16 protein-coding genes and 1 pseudogene are annotated in these 17523 nt (G+C 43.1%); 5 read left to right on the forward strand and 12 right to left on the reverse strand.

Going from position 1 to position 17523, the window contains the following annotated elements:
• The first annotated feature begins 179 nt into the window (after window positions 1–179).
• Entirely contained in the window at window positions 180–1424 is a 1245-nt protein-coding gene (gene sstT, locus L6H70_RS25965; protein WP_236337110.1) for a serine/threonine transporter SstT, read from the forward strand.
• Window positions 1425–1663: 239 nt separating this feature from the next.
• Here the strand turns inward: sstT and L6H70_RS25970 are convergent, their stop codons facing one another.
• Entirely contained in the window at window positions 1664–2962 is a 1299-nt protein-coding gene (locus tag L6H70_RS25970) for a carbohydrate-binding domain-containing protein (RefSeq protein ID WP_236337111.1), read from the reverse strand.
• Window positions 2963–3194: 232 nt separating this feature from the next.
• Here L6H70_RS25970 and L6H70_RS25975 point away from each other — a divergent pair, with 232 nt between their 5' ends.
• The 3 genes from L6H70_RS25975 (at window position 3195) to L6H70_RS25985 (ending at window position 4313) form a co-directional block, all read left to right on the forward strand.
• The gene (locus L6H70_RS25975; protein WP_236337112.1) at window positions 3195–3668 is read left to right on the forward strand and encodes an NADPH-dependent FMN reductase; all 474 of its coding nucleotides are present in this window, start codon (window positions 3195–3197) and stop codon (window positions 3666–3668) included.
• A gap of 118 nt (window positions 3669–3786) precedes the next feature.
• Entirely contained in the window at window positions 3787–4029 is a 243-nt protein-coding gene (locus L6H70_RS25980) for a (4Fe-4S)-binding protein (protein WP_236337113.1), read from the forward strand.
• 2 nt (window positions 4030–4031) lie between these two features.
• Window positions 4032–4313, forward strand: coding sequence for a GNAT family N-acetyltransferase (locus tag L6H70_RS25985; RefSeq protein ID WP_236337115.1), 282 nt, complete (start codon window positions 4032–4034; stop codon window positions 4311–4313).
• A 97-nt stretch (window positions 4314–4410) separates the two neighbouring features.
• Here the strand turns inward: L6H70_RS25985 and L6H70_RS25990 are convergent, their stop codons facing one another.
• The 3 genes from L6H70_RS25990 to L6H70_RS26000 all read right to left on the reverse strand — a co-directional run bounded on the left by L6H70_RS25990 (window position 4411) and on the right by L6H70_RS26000 (window position 7183).
• The gene (locus L6H70_RS25990; protein ID WP_236337117.1) at window positions 4411–5568 is read right to left on the reverse strand and encodes a cobalamin-independent methionine synthase II family protein; all 1158 of its coding nucleotides are present in this window, start codon (window positions 5566–5568) and stop codon (window positions 4411–4413) included.
• Window positions 5569–5698: 130 nt separating this feature from the next.
• Window positions 5699–6319: a hypothetical protein gene (locus L6H70_RS25995; RefSeq protein WP_236337118.1), complete on the reverse strand. Its 621-nt coding sequence runs from the start codon at window positions 6317–6319 to the stop codon at window positions 5699–5701.
• 66 nt (window positions 6320–6385) lie between these two features.
• A complete protein-coding gene (locus L6H70_RS26000) occupies window positions 6386–7183 on the reverse strand; it encodes a hypothetical protein (protein ID WP_236337215.1) in 798 nt (265 codons plus the stop codon).
• Window positions 7184–7511: 328 nt separating this feature from the next.
• Between L6H70_RS26000 and L6H70_RS28950 the strand changes: the two genes are divergently transcribed.
• Window positions 7512–7595 carry a putative holin-like toxin gene (locus L6H70_RS28950; protein ID WP_367272796.1) on the forward strand — a complete coding sequence of 28 codons (84 nt, stop codon included), beginning with the start codon at window positions 7512–7514 and terminating at the stop codon, window positions 7593–7595.
• Between the two features lie 205 nt (window positions 7596–7800).
• On the opposite strand, the gene L6H70_RS26005 is transcribed toward L6H70_RS28950, so the two are convergent.
• From L6H70_RS26005 to L6H70_RS26040, 8 genes and pseudogenes are all read right to left on the reverse strand, one after another.
• The gene (locus tag L6H70_RS26005) at window positions 7801–10215 is read right to left on the reverse strand and encodes a restriction endonuclease-like protein (RefSeq protein WP_236337119.1); all 2415 of its coding nucleotides are present in this window, start codon (window positions 10213–10215) and stop codon (window positions 7801–7803) included.
• Window positions 10187–12376: an McrB family protein gene (locus L6H70_RS26010; protein ID WP_236337120.1), complete on the reverse strand. Its 2190-nt coding sequence runs from the start codon at window positions 12374–12376 to the stop codon at window positions 10187–10189. The genes L6H70_RS26005 and L6H70_RS26010 overlap by 29 nt, the downstream gene beginning before the upstream one ends.
• Window positions 12377–12781: 405 nt before the next feature.
• A pseudogene (locus L6H70_RS26015) lies at window positions 12782–12928 on the reverse strand (tRNA-dihydrouridine synthase); the annotation flags it as partial.
• A gap of 813 nt (window positions 12929–13741) precedes the next feature.
• Entirely contained in the window at window positions 13742–13975 is a 234-nt protein-coding gene (locus tag L6H70_RS26020; RefSeq protein WP_236337121.1) for a hypothetical protein, read from the reverse strand.
• Between the two features lie 44 nt (window positions 13976–14019).
• Window positions 14020–14331 carry a hypothetical protein gene (locus L6H70_RS26025; RefSeq protein ID WP_236337122.1) on the reverse strand — a complete coding sequence of 104 codons (312 nt, stop codon included), beginning with the start codon at window positions 14329–14331 and terminating at the stop codon, window positions 14020–14022.
• 377 nt (window positions 14332–14708) lie between these two features.
• The gene (locus L6H70_RS26030) at window positions 14709–15596 is read right to left on the reverse strand and encodes a serine/threonine-protein kinase (RefSeq protein ID WP_236337123.1); all 888 of its coding nucleotides are present in this window, start codon (window positions 15594–15596) and stop codon (window positions 14709–14711) included.
• Window positions 15547–16854, reverse strand: coding sequence for a DUF262 domain-containing protein (locus L6H70_RS26035; protein ID WP_236337124.1), 1308 nt, complete (start codon window positions 16852–16854; stop codon window positions 15547–15549). The genes L6H70_RS26030 and L6H70_RS26035 overlap by 50 nt, the downstream gene beginning before the upstream one ends.
• A 144-nt stretch (window positions 16855–16998) precedes the next feature.
• Window positions 16999–17523: a hypothetical protein gene (locus L6H70_RS26040; protein WP_236337125.1), complete on the reverse strand. Its 525-nt coding sequence runs from the start codon at window positions 17521–17523 to the stop codon at window positions 16999–17001.

A 17523-nucleotide genomic window follows, 5' to 3' on the forward strand; every position in this document is an offset into this window, starting at 1 on the left:
GTATCAGACTGCTGAATACTAGTGAGTAGTTTACAGTTATTTCCACTCTCACACAACCGGTAAGTTTCATGATAAACTAGGCTAAATATAATCGCCTCAACATAGTAAAGCAGCTATGCATCAACATAGTAAAGCGACTGGGCTTAGTTATATTTCCATATTGATACCGGAGGGAATACATGAACGCATTATTGCTCAAGTGGAACCAAGTAAGCCTAGTACAACGAATTTTTATAGGGATCATAGCTGGTATTGTCCTGGCTTTAGCGTTACCTAATGCAACAGGGATCAGCATTTTCGGTACCTTGTTTGTATCCGCCTTAAAGGCCGTTGCACCCGTATTGGTCCTGCTCTTAGTAATGACAGCTATCTCCCAGCACAAAAAAGGCCGCCAGACGAATATGAAGTCTATTCTTGCTCTGTATGGTGTTAGTACATTTTTAGCGGGGCTGCTTGCGGTTATTGCCAGTTTTGTATTTCCAGTGACCTTGTCGCTGGTAACGGGAGCGAGTGACCTGACTCCACCTGATGGAATTGTAGAAGTACTTAAGACGCTGCTGTTTAATGTTGTTGACAACCCGGTGAGCGCCCTTATGAACGCTAATTATATCGGGATTCTGACTTGGGCTATCCTTCTTGGATTTGCTTTGAAAAATGCCCACGATAGTACAAAAAACTTGTTTTCTAATTTCTCGGATGCCGTCTCACAAATCGTCAAATGGGTGATCAGCCTGGCACCACTGGGCATCATGGGCCTTGTGTTTGATTCCATTACAGCCAACGGGCTGTCATCCTTGCAAGATTACGGCAAACTGCTGCTTGTTCTTATTGGATGTATGCTATTTATGGCGCTTGTGGTTAATCCATTGATCGTCTATCTGAATATTCGCAGAAATCCTTATCCGCTTGTTCTTCATTGCCTGAAGGAAAGCGGGATTACCGCATTCTTCACCCGCAGCTCAGCTGCTAACATTCCAGTCAACATGAGCTTATGTGAAGAAATGAAGCTGGATAAAGATACGTATTCGGTGTCCATTCCATTGGGGGCTACGATTAATATGGCAGGTGCAGCGATTACGATTTCCGTCTTGACTCTCGCTGCTGTCCATACCGTTGGCATTGATGTGGATTTTGGTACGGCGCTGATCCTAAGCATCTTATCGGCTGTTGCTGCTGCAGGTGCCTCCGGTGTTGCCGGCGGGTCACTCTTATTAATTCCTCTGGCATGCAGCATCTTCGGCATTCCGAATGATGTAGCGATTCAAGTCGTTGGAGTAGGTTTTATCATTGGTGTGCTGCAGGATTCTTGTGAAACGGCCCTTAATTCATCTTCTGACTTACTTTTCACAGCAACAGCCGAATATGCAAAAAAACGTAAAGAAGGCAAGGAATTCATGATTCTCACGACGAGAAAAAGTGCATAAGAACTAAGCTGCTTATGGTAAGTCCCCCTCCGGGTGGACAGTGAATGAAGAGCACATGTAATCATGTTGTTCCAGCACTGTCTTCCGGAGGGGATTTTTTTCTTCACGGGATCCACAAAAACGCCCGAAAGACCCTGTTCTTTCAGGGATCTCTCAGGCGCTTCATGTCATGATGTCTATGCGTTAAGGCAATACTGGCCGGTTAGGGCCGGAGCTTTTTTTGCTGGGCTCATAAACGATTAGTGCCCTCTTTTGCCGCCACCTGCTCCCCCCTGGCCTCCGCCTCCCATGCGTGATACCGTGATTTCAGTGATTTTTTCACCATTGACCGTAACATCGCCGCCATTTAATTGAGCTGTACCATCCGCATCAAAGGCGGAAGTGGCCTCTACGTTAATGGTTCCTCCATTAATGGCGATATCACCATTGGCATCAAAAGCGTCTGTATCCCCGCTGCCCATACTTACTTTAATCGTACCGCCATTGACTACAATCGATGCATCCTCATTGATTTTTGGTGTGGCGTTGATGCCATCATCACTCGCATACAGTGTGATCTGGCCGTCATTCACGATGATATTATTTGCCTCGATGCCTTCTACAGAGGTCTCAATGTTAATGGTGCCTCCATCGATTTGCACAAGGTTATTGGCCGTGATGGCATCGTCGGCAGCGTTGATATTTAATGTGCCGCCTTCAATGTAGATATTCCCAAGAGCCGCATCATCAGCATTTTCACTATGCAGGGCATCCTTATCCGTGTCGATTGTAACCGTTCCGTCGTTGATCAGAATGGAATCATTGGCCTCCATAGCATCCGCTGCTGACTTAATGGTGTACACGCCGCCAGTGATTTTGAGATCATCCTTGGACGAAATCCCATTCCCTTGAGTCGATACAATAGCTAAGGTGCCGGGTCCATTCAGGGTTATATCAGCTTTTGAGAAAATAACTGCATCCAAATTGGTCTCCCCATCCGCCACATAGCTTCCGGTCACCTCCATCTGGTTCTCACTGTCCGTGGAGGTAACGAATACTTTATCCGCTGCTTTCACATAAATGGCAGGTGAATCATCATTCGTTATACTGACACCATCCAGGACAATTTGAACCTTTGCATCCTCGGCAGCAGCATCAACCGTCACCGTTACATTTTCCACATCACCGCTTAAGACATAGACGCCTTCCTCACTTAGTGTCACATCCTGATTACTTACCAGCTTCATTTGTGTTGCCGCAGTAAGATCCGCCGACTGTTCCAAATCCCGGTCACTGAATAATTGTGTTGTGTCCGTAGTGGAGGCATCCGCTGCTGATGTTGTTGACGCTTCTGACGTTGACGATGTTGACGTTGTTGCTGAATCTGCTGACGATGTGTTTGACGATACGGCCTGACTTGCTGTTTGCGTAGCTGCAACCGCAGCCCCGCTGCTGACCGCTGCCTTAGAGCATCCCGCGATGGATAAGGTTAGTAATGCGGCTAATGTAACGGCGCTTATGTTTTTCAACTTCTTCGTTTTCTGCTTCTTGGTTTTCATTAATATACACTCCTCGTATTATCAGTTAAATTATTTTCAGAAAAAGGTATTGCTTGATTTAGATAAATCTTAACGCAGATTACTTAAGCCAAACTTAAATAAACAATCAAAACAAAACATTCTAGTTGTACATTGTTTGTTCACATTTACTAGCAGGTTCTTTAACGATATTATAAGAACATACCAACTAGACTCTAATGCGTGGATGATACCATGAGAAGGGAAGCGTCAAATGAGCGAAAACAAACTCACTATCACTGCCATATGTGGAAGTCTTCGTGAAGGTTCTTTCAATAGAAGAGTATTAAAGGCTATGGAAGAGCTTGCGCCAAAGCATTGGGAGATTTATCACGCTGACTTATCGATGATTCCACTTTTCAATTCGGACATCGAAAGCCAAGGCGACCCCCAGTCGGTTGCCGAATTTAAAGAGAACATTAGACAAGCGGACGGTGTACTGATTGTCACCCCTGAATACAACATGGGAATCCCGGGCGTTCTGAAAAACGCCTTGGACTGGGCTTCTCGTCCGAGTAAAAGCTCAGTGCTGATAGAAAAACCCTTTGCGATAGCAGGTGCTACTCCGGGCGGTGGGGGGGACAACTCAGTCACAAGCCCAGGTGAGGCAGACATTGCTAGCTATGAATGCCTACACGATGCCGGGTCCGAAGGTTCTCATCGGCAGCGTTCACGACAAACTGAATGAAACCACCGGAGAATTAGACGACGAATCAACGCTCCGCCATTTGGAAAGATTTCTGACAGCTTTCGAAGAATGGATCTTGGTCTTTAAACAAACTCAAAAGTGAAAGATGTGAAAATTAATGACTAAGCAGAAGTTATACTACGGTAAAGATATCGAGGTAATGTTTAATTCGGAGGTATGCACTCATTCCGGTTTTTGTGTAAAGGGCCTCCCTGGTGTTTTTGATTTAAGCAAACGGCCTTGGATTAATCCCGATGCTAACACTGCGGAAGCCATTGCCCGGCAGATTGACACATGTCCAAGCGGAGCACTGACGTATAGACGTCTGGACGGTGAATATTCAACACAGAAAGAGGGATGAACATGCATATTGTAGATCATGAACCCGCTAATAAAAGACTTCTTATTCGAGATAACGGCAATGCTGCTGCGGTAATGACGTATGTAATCTCAAGCCCGGAGCTTTATATTATTGATCATACCTTAGTAGAAAATGCTTACCGGGGACAAGGGCTCGGCGATATGCTTCTCAAAGCTATGGTGGAATACGCGCGGGAAAACGGTATTAAGATTATACCCTTGTGCCCTTTTGCCAAGGGACGATTCGAACGTATCTCCGAATACGCGGATGTTCTCCATAAATAATCATGAATCATATGGTTATGATAATAAGAAAAAAGAGCCTGAGGGTACGAGATTTCTTCGTCCCCCTTAGGCTCTTCTCCTATCTGTCAATCGATTATTAACCCCAATATTGCAGGGCAATCTGTTGTCCTTGGTTAATCTTCGCCCACTGTTCCTCTTCCGATAATTCATTACCGCCATCACAGGACGCAAAACCGCATTGATGAGACAGTAACAACCGGTCCTTATCAATAATTTTTGAGGCTTCATCCAGCATTTGAACTACACGGGCCTCATCGTCTAGCGTACTTGTTTTGGAAGACAACAAGCCAAGTACAATTTCCGTCTCCGGCTTATCTTTGAACACCGCAAGCGCCTCAAGGGAACCTGCACGGTCATCATCCCATTCCAGGAAAAAGCGGTCGTACTTCAGCTGTTTCAAGAACAGATTCGCAATTTTGGCATAGGAGCCGCCGCCCATATTCCGGGAATCATAGTTGCCGCGGCAGTTATGCGTCCACATTTTGAGGCCTAAGCTATGACCGTAATCAATGATGGTATTGTTGATATCAATAAATTCGGCAGCCAGCGCCTGGACTTCCTCTTGATTGATGTTCTCGCCAGTATATGGGGAGTTCGGATTATCATCGGCGAAAAGCTCCCATAAACAATCGTCGAATTGCAGAATTTGTCCTCCGGCAGCAGCGAATTCCCCGACGAAATCCTTATAAGCCTTAACCAGACCGTCTTTTAGTCCATGTCTGTCCTTATAAACAGCTTCTGTACCGCCAATGTTATCCGACCACGATAATTCCCCAAAAATATGAGATGGAGAAGGCACGCACAGCTTGGTTTCACGTTCGCCGGCAAGGGCTTGGAGCTTTTTGAAGGCATCAATAAAATGATGGTTCTTCCCGCCCAATTCACCTGTAATGCGCAGACCGATATCTTTTCTGGTCTCATATTTCGATGTTCCATCGGTATCTCTGAAGAAATACCCATGATCCGCGATATAGCGCTCAATCCCCTGGAAGCCCCAGACAAAGTCCAGATGCCACATCGATTTGGAGTATTCCCCATCCGTAAGAACGGATAAGTCATTGTTAATTTCTTTATCGACTACTGCCTGAATCGCATCCGCTTCACACTGCTCATACCCCTGAAATTCCTGGTAAAAAGGATACTGAATATCATCCCGATGCTCGATCTGATGTTTATATTCTAATAAATCCGCCGGACGCAGCAGGCTGCCAACAATTTGAAATCTATTGCACATAATAATTCCTCCTCAATCTATCGCATATCTTTCTATTGCTTAGATTCTAGCATGGAGGAATATGATCCAGATAACACTTAAAAGTGATATCTGGTTATAGGTAAAAGGTATAGTGGACACACGCATATATTCATAAAAAAACAAATACCTTCTCGTTCTCTTTCTCGTCCACATATGTAATTCTCTGAACGTCTCTCCAATGGTTCCAATTGGTAATGCTGTCGACCTCCACACGAAACAACTCCTTATAGGGAAGGCTTAGCGGGTTAGAGAAATCGTAGAAGACAAGCTCATATGGAGCTGCCCAGTAACAACCGTCTACCACAACAAGCTTCTTCTGTTCAAAATAAATAATCTCCGCCCAGCAAAAGCCATGACCTTTATACGCTGCTTCAGGCACGTAATGCTTGGTTTCTTTGCCAGATAAATCAACAATGGAATATCCTTGATAGTCGAGCCCACAAAGCAAATATTCCTTACCCTGTACCTCAACCCAACTGAATACAAATGGATCGTAGTTTCTGTATATGGTATCGATGAGGTTATCCTCAATATCCTTAACTATTCCTTTGGTATACGTATATATTCTAATTCCGTCTTTATGATAATAATGATGGATTTCAAGCTTGAACTTCCCAGATGGGGAACAGCTCGTCTCAGTTTCATCGGGAACATGGAATTGATCCTGGAAGTAAAGCAGTTCTTCAGCTCTTAGGCTTAGGAACTGGGTATCTTGAACAATGTTTCTCATGGGAAGTCATCTCCTCATAGCCTCACTTTTTATGCACATGTTCCGGAATTTAGTTCGTTTCCTTATTCACAAAAATGCACCAAAATAAAACTCAAGCGCTTCCTGAGAATAGCCGTCATCCCCCTGCCACTCCGCCATAGAGCGAAAATCAGAGCTTCCGCCTCTGCCCTTACGGGGTGTATCACGCGGTACCAGTAGTCCAGCATAGCCCCATATCTCCATCAGCACATCACGTTCATGCTTACTGGAGGGAACCACGTCCTTCCACCGCTTCTCCAGCATCCGTGCACTTTCATGATCCGCACAGTTTTGAATCGCTTCTAGCATTCCTGAGAGTATGGCAGCATCCTCAGTCGTAACCTCGAAAGGGTCTTCTTGTTTACTGAATAATTCGAGATCCAGCCTGCAATATATAAGGAAGTTCAGACGAATACCGCCCCATTTGACCCGTTCGAAATTCAGTACATTCAAATCATTATTGATATATTCCCTATCTGACATGATTCGGTGAAAATTACAGTCCCCGCAGCTGCTGTAATTAGGCCGGACTGAACTACGCTGCTCATAGCTATGTACAGGTAACCCTGAAGTCAGGGCCCAGCTTGAAAGGGCACTCCGCAAATGGACTTTTTTCGTCGACAAACTGTGCAGGAACGCAGCAGCTACCCGCTCCTTGGTGATCATTTGATGCAGTTCATGCAACCGATGGATGATCTCGTCATGAGTAATGGTCACAGGATCGAACATCAGCCCTTTGCTTTTGGCATAGTCGAAATTCTCTCCGGCAAAGGCATCTGGATTAGCCTTCCAGCCGGCTGAAGTCCAGAAGGTGTTCATTAGGATTTTTTTGGCTTTTGGATCCATTGGGTCACTTCCTTTAAACATTCAATAAGTAATCATGGTAATGTTCGCAATCATCCGTCTATATGGTACATTATTCCCAAATTCATTCTAAAGATTTAGTTCTATAGCTTCTCTGCAATTACCTGCTTATCAGATACTTATGGCAATGGTATGTAGATAGAATAAAGACCGAAAAAGACGCACAGCCGACTCAGCCGAAACGTCTAATTGAGGCGAATTATCATGAATCGCCAAGTATTCAAAATTTTCCATTCATGGTATAATCGCAGAAGCAATAGAAAGGCTTATATGGGCGGCCGGCTAATCTCCCGGAAGGGAGGTGACGCCAGTGGAGGTATACCAAGCATTGACGCTAATGATTTCGTTTGCGACTCTGGTTGTGTTGATTCTATCTTTCCACAAAAAGAAATAGGCCGCCCCGGTCAAAGGATGCGGTCCTATTTCAATGGATAACCTTTTAAGCCTCCGCCCTTAAAAGCGGCTATTGCGCAGAGAGTCGTGTTACCAGCACGGCTCTCTTTGCCATTGTACGCTGTTTCTGAGTTCATTATACCATGATGACAATGTTTTACAACTCATAACACAACTATGCTCTCACTTTCATCTTATATTCCATTCTATATATTCCTCACTTCCACAACCTTCCCCAGATCCACATACTGCTCATGATCCAGCTTCACCTGCACTCTACCCTTGCGGCGCTTCTCCCGCCATTCGCGCAGTGCTTCCTCCGTTTCCAGACGGAGCTCTGCAATCTCCAAGGCCCGGTCCAGGATGTACTTACTCGTATAGAGCACCGTATAAATCCCTTGTCCACCAAGTGCGATAGGAGCACCCAGCGGCTTCCATTCTTCAACTGTAAATCGCACATACAACTCTTCCTCGGTACCCGGACGACAAGAGACTTCCTTGATCTCCTTACGCCGCAGTACCTTCCAATCCGCTACCTTCCCTACCCAGTGAATGCCTGTTTTTGCGGGATCCATGAACTTCTTTCTGGACTGGCACATTGCTACGTATTCGAGCTGGGTGAGTATCTTTACATCTGAGAGGTTCTTTAACGGCACATGGTAAAAAGAATGCTTAAGCGCCACTTCCACCTGCCCGGGTCCGCGAACAGAACCGACAAACACATTTTTACCCGCAAGCTGATTGGCATAGTATTCTTTCGTGCCTCGTGGACGTGTGGAGCGCTCAAAAGCTTTTTCCGGGCTATCCTGGATAATCTCATCCAAGAATTGCTCCACCAGGCTTGTGGAATTTGGCAGGAACGGCAAGGCGCCAATATTCAATAGCTCGATGCTTTTATAAAAATGGTGTGCCTTGTACCGCTCCTCATTCGGATACGGAAATAACACATACGCGCCAAACATACTTCGCTCATATTCTCCCGAGCCTTTTTCCTGGTACACAATCGCGTCACGATACCGATGCATCGTGTTGATATCATCCTCTTCAGGCCCAGGTTGTCCATATTTCTGATGATAGGAAGTGCCCTCATAGGCCGGGTTTAAGCGGTATTTCGCATCAAAAACATACTTATACTCTTTGACTCTGCCAGCATCCTTCTTCTTGAGTGTCAGTACATTATCCGGCCTTTGACTGAGCGTCGGGGTCTTATCCGAGCCGGGAATCGTATTATAGTACAGGATGAACTGTTCCCCGTTGACTGGATTCTCGTAGACCATCTTAGCGCTCTGCGAGCGATCCAGCGTAACAAAGATACCGTTCCGATTCACTTTTATAATATCCTGCTTCACCAGCTTATACTTCTGCCCCAGGAGCTGATTCAGCTTGAGGAAGCACCAATACTCATAGAGCTGAGCGACATCCTTCATCGATAAGCGGAACAGGTCGCCTTGGATCGACAGTCCCTTAAGCAGCATCAGATAACAGCGATAGACCTCGCGGTATCCGGAGGCCATCTGCAGCACAAGCGTAACAGACATCTGCTTCAGCACTCCAGCCTCACGCAAGAAATCCATCTTGAGCACTCGCTCTAACTGGGTGAGCATGGCGTCTAACCTTTTAATCAGTAATGGATCTGGGGTTCGGCTATTCTGCTTCCAGCGACCCTTGAGTTCTTTCAGCTTCCCATGAATACGTTCTAGCATCCAGCGGAGAAACCGGTTCTCATTCGTATCATAGGCGAGCCGTTTACGCGTCTCTATTAAATGTGTGGCTGTATAATTTCGGCTGCCGATTGTTAAGAATCCATGGTCCGTATCTTCTCTTAAGCGTTCGGGATGCTTCGTGAGCTCACGGATGTTGTCTCTTCCTGCCTTTTTGACCCGATTGGCATCCACTAGCCTTCGATCCTGGAGTAACGCATAATGAGGATTCTTGTTGATCCGCTCAACCGCATCCAAAAGCTGTCTAAAGATATGTTGTAGGATGGTGAAGAACTCCGTAAGGCTCTGATGCTGCGTCTCCCGCAGGCCTGTGAGTTGATAGGTTCGGCGTAGGAAATCAAAGGCCAAATTATATATCTGCGCATTCATTTCACTCAGGATATTCTGGTAATCCAGCTTGTAATCCATTTTCGAGGGGAAAATCTCCATCTCTACCCGCAGTACAGTCTGTCCCTTACTCCGGACCTCCCACTCCGTTAACCCAACCTCATTCCCAAAGTTCAGAACACCCGCAAGAATCGATTCACCTAGAGGCTTAACCGCCTGCCGCAGCAGCACATTCTCATGATAAAAAGAAAGGCTATCCGCGCTCTTCTTCTGAATAACCAGTTCATACGATTGTGTCTCATAAAAGCATGGAAACACAGTCTCCCCCGGCTGCCACTCCACCATCCCGCCGATCTCAGGTGAAAAGACTTTAATCTGCACATTACCCAGCCGTTCTGAGCAATCAAGCCCAAGCTGTGCATTCACCCACTCCTGACTAGAAGATCGATGAAGCTGCAAGGTCTGTACCGTAGGATGATACGGCCGTCCTTGGAGAAAAAGCGTAAAAAGCTCCGTTTCTACACGAAGCAGCTCGGCCGTCCCATTAAGAGAGCCAGAATGAGGTGAATCCATCTTCCTCCAGCCTCCTGAGCATAAAAGCCAATTTACGAGCACTTTGCGGATGTTTGGCCACAGGCGGAGTTTTGCCAGTAGCCCATTTCAAATAGAGAGGAGCAGCGTCCTCCATGAGGTCATCAATATCTACCGTCACGCCAGCTCCATTACCCATAGCACCTTTAATCAAGTTCAACAGGACTCGGCGAACCGAGGAATGGCTCCCTTGGATGCGCGGCAGTATCTTTTGCAGCAGCTGCCAGTCAAAAGCTTCTTCCTCACTCATCAGCTTGTACCGATCGTTGTAAATCATATAGAAGCAAATCGCATCCCGTACCCGGAAGCCCACATGAGCGTGAATGTCCTCAAGCAAGGCATTGATCTTAACCAATCGCTCAGTCGTCCGGACAACGAGCTCTTTGTTGGTATCATAGGCATCTACTAGCTGCAAATAATCTGAGCGCAAGAAAAGATGATTCAGCTCCGCAGCGTCAGCACCTTCACTAGCTTCTACCTGCTCACTCTGATCTGGATACTGCTGCAGATTGATGTAATTGAACTCTAAGGTGCTTGCACGGTCGAGTACTTTTTTGCTAAAAGGATGTGTCGTCTCGTCCATGTTCACCGTCCCGATCAAGAACACATTCTCCGGGATACCAAGACTGCCATATTCCACTTGATCCTCAGGTGTATCCAGCAAGGTAGGAGAGATAAGGTCCTGCGTCGTAATCTTTCCCTCCCGCCACTCCTTTGTCTCCAGCACACTTAACAGGTCACTGAAATAATGCTCCACCCGGGCCAAATTCATCTCATCCAGGCAGATAAAATAAGGCTTATGCCGATTCTCCGGCTCCCGCGCATCCACTAACACCTTCGTAATCGGCCCCGGCTGGAACCTGCCCGACAGATCCTTATACCCTAGCAGATCCGCAGGATCACTCCAATCCGGCCGCACCGGAATCAAGCTAAACTGCCCATTATCCCGCGTCGCCCCCAGCGCCTCCGCAAACAGCTTCACCAGCCGTGTCTTCCCCGTACCTGAGATGCCCGCCAGAATGACAAAGGGCTTGGCTTTTAGTGAAAGGTAGAAATTTTCGATAAGGTATTCAGGAAAAAAGAAACCTTGGCGGCGGATGTGGGATTGGATTTGGTGGAGAAATGTTGCAATAGAAGAATCTGACGGCGGTAAAATAGGAATCACCTCATGCGAGCTCTCCGTATTGGAGTCAGTCTCATCTTGCTCTAGAATGCTAAAATCGGGCCAATTCACCTCTGTCGTGAGCGACTGAAGCACTTGAAGACCTTGTCTTGAAAAGCGGAACATATACCCTTGATTCACTCCGCCTCCCGAATGAAGCGGACCTTGGGTTAAATTTAGCTGCATGATTTGCTGATTAAACTGTTGTAGTACGATAGGAGGAATGAGTTCTACATACTTTGTCCGAACCAATCTACCTGCCTCTTGCCAGCTTGTATTAGCCATAGAATCTGGCTTGGGTGCTTCCACCGCCGCATCCGTTACCTGGCTTACATAACGAATAGCTTTATTGGAGTAATGAAGGATAATATCTCTTTGTTTAACTTCCTTCATCGTCTCCCAGTGATATAGCTTTCGGCCTTGAGTATTCAGTAGGGGCGCCCACAGAATTCCCTCTTCCTTCTCTGCATGAATAGTAGTTCCCTGATTCACCCACCATACATTAGGCTTCGACTTATACGTTATAAACTCTAACCGGTATTCAAAAGGAGTGCCTGTCGCGAACAAATCTATGTATTCTGCTTGATCTTCAGGAACGACAACCTGGGGTTTCTTCGCATCATCTGCTAGTTGATTCGCTCTCTCTTGCATAATGTAGGAATAGGAATGTGAGAAGGTTTCAATTAACAAATCCTTCAATGGTTGATTTCCGTTATAGCGGAGTTGAAGAGCTTCCCGACTAGCAGATACTTGATCGATTTTAATCAAACTAGCATGGTAGATCTGATCTTTATACACCAATTTTACTGTTCGACTTTCCCCTTTTTTCGGTAATTCTCCTCCGTTGGCTTCCAGGAAATCCGGATGAAACTCAACTGGGATATGTGTACCTTCATAAAAGAGAGAGAAGTCGACTTTCTTTCTCGCTATAAGGTTAAGGATCTCTGTATCCTTCCACCAGCTTCGTAATTGTTTGATCATTCCTGTTAACTCCCTTAGTACAATGATAGGTAACTTACAATTGCTTTTCTTCTTCCTCTTTATTCTCTGTATACAACCAGTTCCTCCGATAGATTTTCCGAAGCACTGCTAGGGCGGCTTAGTGGCAGATTTTTTGAAGAGAGACAACTATTTTAAACATAGCAATACCTCTTATTATCCGAGTTTACAATATGTAAGGTTATATGACAAAACGGGGGTGTATTCCTTTATTCAGATTATGAATGGAAGTCGGCCCACTTTTATAAATTTCCTAAAAGAAGCAAAATTGAAATACATAAAAATATGCAAATAATAGGACTGTCGCATGGACAGTCCTAACATAAAATATGCGTATGCCGTCTGGTTCCTTTTTAATCCGAGAGAACAGAAGCATCAGTAAAGGCATTTGCAAACTGCATACCATACTTTAGTCAAGTATTTCGGTTTATCTCCCCAGATATGCGCTACAATGGGCTGTTCATCTTCTGTAACAGTCAACCGCCCGCGTACAGCATGGTTCCCCTCGGGGTAACAATAACTCTCTGTATTCGCAATACTCCGTAAAATGAGGGAGATTGTTGATCTGGTAGGTACCTATACCATGATAGCTATATTCACCCTGTCGTCTGGAGTCTAGCTTGAAAATGAAGAGACATTTATGAGCATTGCGGCAGTACGTCATATCGTTAATATTTGAAATTACCCACAAAATAAAAAAACCTTCCGTCATGTTGTAAGGGTTCTGCCACCGTCACATCTTGTTTAATCTTTCCTCACGAGTAGTGAATATCACTCCACATGCACCGTATGCGGGATCATCAGAGGTTTGGTTCCATATTTTGTTGAAATGTGAGAAAGCCCTGATTTATAAGGGTTTCCTCTATCGGAGTATTGTTCCGTTTGGTTGCCGTTCATTTGGAAATGACAGCTTTCGTCCCCAATCGTCCTCAGTTATTACCTTCTATTAGGAATTATAGGGAGAATTCATGATGATAAATGCCAAAGTAGTTAGAAATAAATTATTACCTCAAATTCAGGTTTCTGCTCCTAAATACACAATAACTTGAGTTTTCGTGTGTTGCTCACCTTTCAATGTGGGGGCACATCACACAATGTATTCACGAATGCTCAGAAGTTATTTGCTGAATGGTTTTTGGGAACTCCGTCCGTTTCTTCAAATAAAGTGCTAACCTAGGCGTTCCATTAAACAGTACATACCTATTCAGAGAAAATCTCGGTAAATATACAGGAACAATTTGCGTTTGTATTATCCTATCCAAAATGTTTTTGAACAACTTAATTAAGCCATTGTCAATCATTATATTTAGCATCCTTTGTGAATACATGTGCTTAAAATCAGAACAATCACTCTCGGTAATTTTTTATCTTATATTTCTTTAAATAATAATCTTTTAGGTCTGGATATTGTTGATATGCTGCAAAATCCCATTCTTGTTTTGGGAATAAAACTATCTCTTTAAGAATATCTTTTCTTTTTTCCATATAATCAACATAACGTTCTTTTGCTGTATGGTACCTGTCCTCTGTGAAATAATTATGTAATGGCTTCTTTGCAGCAATTAACGCCTGTTCCAGCAAGTTTCGATGATGTTTTGAGTCTAAAGCGAAAATTTCTATCCACTCTAAAGTACTTTGTGTGGTGAGTAATTCTCGTCATCTATTTCAATGTGCTTTGTAGGAGAAGTTCCAAAAATATGCTCAGCTATTCCCCAAATATCATTAGTTGCACCTATATATAAAGGTTTCCGTCTCCAATTGTCTCCTGGTCCATAGAATGCATAAACACCAGAGCGATTATAAAAAGTTCCCAGTTCCAAAAGTTGCTCTTTTGTACAAAAAGGAACAGGGTATAATTTAGTTTCTTGGGATAATGGTAATAGAATTTCTAGGATATCAGGGTCTTTTTCTGATTCCTTACTTTCGTGAAAACGCACTCTAAACTTCTCACGTCAGTATAATGATTTTCGGAAATAACACTTCCGGGGTTTTATAATAATTAGAATTAAATGAAAGGTCCGATTCGATAACATTTCCAATTTGAATTTCAGACCTTTCACGTTCTTCTGGAATTTTCTTTTCACTGGACAAATATATCTTCACTTCTTTGAGTCATGTTAAGTATGGTGCCGTCGAGTGCTAGTACTCCAGGGATTGCTACTACTAGCTCCTCAATGTGGAGCCACATTATTCTGATATAACCGTGAATGCCTAGAAGCTCATTGCTTTTAAGAATTTTGGGCATTCGCCTTTACCTAAGTCCCCCATGGGGTTTGCTACCCCCTTGTTACCACAACCTCTTGGCATCATCCTCCTATGCCCCAAAGGCTTCTACAAGAGTTGCATCCTCCAACATCTGATATAGATCCCTTCCATCCCTAGGCCTTCGACTAGGATCATGGGATAGAGCATTAAAAATAACCTCAAATATTGACTCAGGACCATCCCAATCTTCCTTACAAACCACGCCAAAAGGATTCCTACCGGTTACCACGTACCAAAATATTGCACAAAGTTGAAATACATCCGATTGCTTTAATATTTCGTCAGCATTACCAATAGTCCTATTTAACGCCTCAGGAGACATCCAGAACCGCGGCCCCACAGCTTCATCAATGTATGTTAAATCCTGCGCTTCTTCATCTAAAAATTTGCATAGTCCGAAGTCACTAATTAGCCATGTATTACCACTTACCAAGATATTTTCAGGTTTAATGTCACGGTGAATGGCCTTTTCATGAATCTTGGCTAATGCCAATGCTAATCCCTTAAATTGCCCGATATACATGGCATAAGTAAGGCTTTCCCTGGTATTTCGCAGATAGTCGTTCAAGTTATTCTCTGCAAGCTCCATTATAATAAAAGGTATTTCAGTACTCCTTTTGTTTGGCCCACTTGCACGAACAATTCCATCATCGATATATTTCACTAATTGTTCATGCTGGATAACTTTAAGAAAGTCGATTTCTTGCTCAAAACGTCTTTTTCTTTTCTCACTCACTACTAATTGGAATTTAATAGCATACATATTCCCAGTAATAATATGTTGACATCTGTGTACTACAGCATTACCTCCAGAAGCAATACGATCTTGAATTTCTATTTTTGCTCCTGAACGTGTTACAAGTTCTATTGGGATATAACAACCATTCCTATTCTTGTGGTCCTGGTACAAATAAATCGTATCCTTCATATAAACCATGTCCTTCGTCAAATGTATAAAATTCTTTGCAGTTTTCTTTACAGTTATAATGTACCATTAAGGAATTTGACAGCTGAAAGTTTGATTCATTTATAGACCATGTTAGAAACACATTTTCCTTCGAATAATCATCATATTCCTCTAAACAAATTGGACAACTTTGAACTGCAGGTGGGCAAAAACCTCCATATTCAATATCCAAAATAACATTGTGAAAGATCTCACGTGTTTCACTATCAGGTACAGTATTTTTATATGTTCCATGCAGAAAAATCCCAAGAAGTTTTTTTCTCCATTCACGACTAGAATGTGAGTTCCCTTGTGAAACACACTTTATTGCATACTCTGAAAATATTGAGACTTGTGATTCAGGTACGATTAGATCGTCTAACATTGCAAAGTCCTCTTGCAAACTGTTCAGGTCTTTTCCAATTAATGTTCTGCCCTCTATTTGGAGGTCATTAATTGCAGCAAAAAGGCTATAAAAATCAGCCTTTTGTTTAAATCTTGTAAGAGATATATGTTCTTTGGAAAAAAGAGATTTAATATCTCCTATTATTCTATTGAATTGATCTTCAATTTGGTGTTTATTTTCCCAAATCGAAAATTTATCATAAAAACTATCTAATTTTTCCTTTTTATCCTGAACGCCATCTATTAATAACACTAAAAGTTCAGACACAAATTCAACGTCTCCCATTCTCCTTCGATTAGCAACGGAAAACACCTTTGACTCCTCGAAGAAATCAATTAACGCTAAGTCTTCAGATAATCTAAGAAAATCGCCAGGAAAATCTGCTCTACGAAGTTCTTGTTTATTTAGTGCTATAGTATATTTATTAACTCTGGAATAGATCTCCCGTACTAACTCCTCAGTCGCGTCAATAATCTCATTAATATCAACTTTATAAGAAAGGAACTGCCGTTTAACAGGCTCTGGAAGATCAGAAAACTTCAAACCTTCATATTCACCTTTATATGGACTTTCCAACTTAAATTCATCTGACAAAAATGATAGAATCGCATTTAATCTTTGTTGTCCATCGATTACTATTCTATATGTATCTAATTCCCTTACAACCGATTGAAAAAACACTTTTGGCATTGGTATGTTGTGAAGGATAGAGTCCATCAACATAATCTTAGCAGCATTCGTCCAAACTTCACCTCTTTGGAAATCTGGTCTAATTTCTAACCGTCTTAATGTGTTCCAGTCTCTAATATCTGATATTGGATGAGAACTAGAATTCCAATTCATTTTTCAACCTCTTTTTCCCAAAATAATATACTGTGTTCGATCATTAAAATTGCTCTAATATCTGATTCCTGGAGATGTGGCGAGGCGATCAATTGAATTTGCCCATCTTTCTTGAGAAACCTTGAGATACCAAAAAAATCTCAATTATTTTGACAATTCAAGAATTAGTTCATGAATCCCTTGATAACTACTGTTATTTGAAGTGTATTCATCAATAAGTTCATTTGCTATGAAAACAACATCCTTACCCTCAGATTTTGCTTTGATTAATCTATCATGAAGAATTTCAATACCTCTTAGTGCATAACCTACAATATAATTCTTATTAACCTTTTTCATATTATCTTCTGAAAAGTGCCTCATCGCTCTGTTAATTCTGTTGTAATCCTCATCTCCAACATCCAATTTTTCATCTGAGAGTAACAGAGTACGAGCAATAATATCAGTTTTTTGGTATTCTGCAGATAACTTGGCACTAAAAATAGTTTTAGCTTGGTCTCGATCCCCTTTCTCTTTCGATGTTTCTTCTGCTAAAAATCCAATAATTGCTGCAGAAAAGAAAACATCATATGCTGTTGAAAAAAAACCATCAGTACCACCATTTTCAAACAATAATGCATTGGTCATTTCTACATGATCGCCAAAATATCTATAATCGCCTTCAAACAT

Origin of the sequence: Paenibacillus auburnensis, from assembly GCF_927798115.1 — a bacterium.
In the GTDB taxonomy this organism is placed as follows: domain Bacteria; phylum Bacillota; class Bacilli; order Paenibacillales; family Paenibacillaceae; genus Paenibacillus_AQ; species Paenibacillus_AQ auburnensis.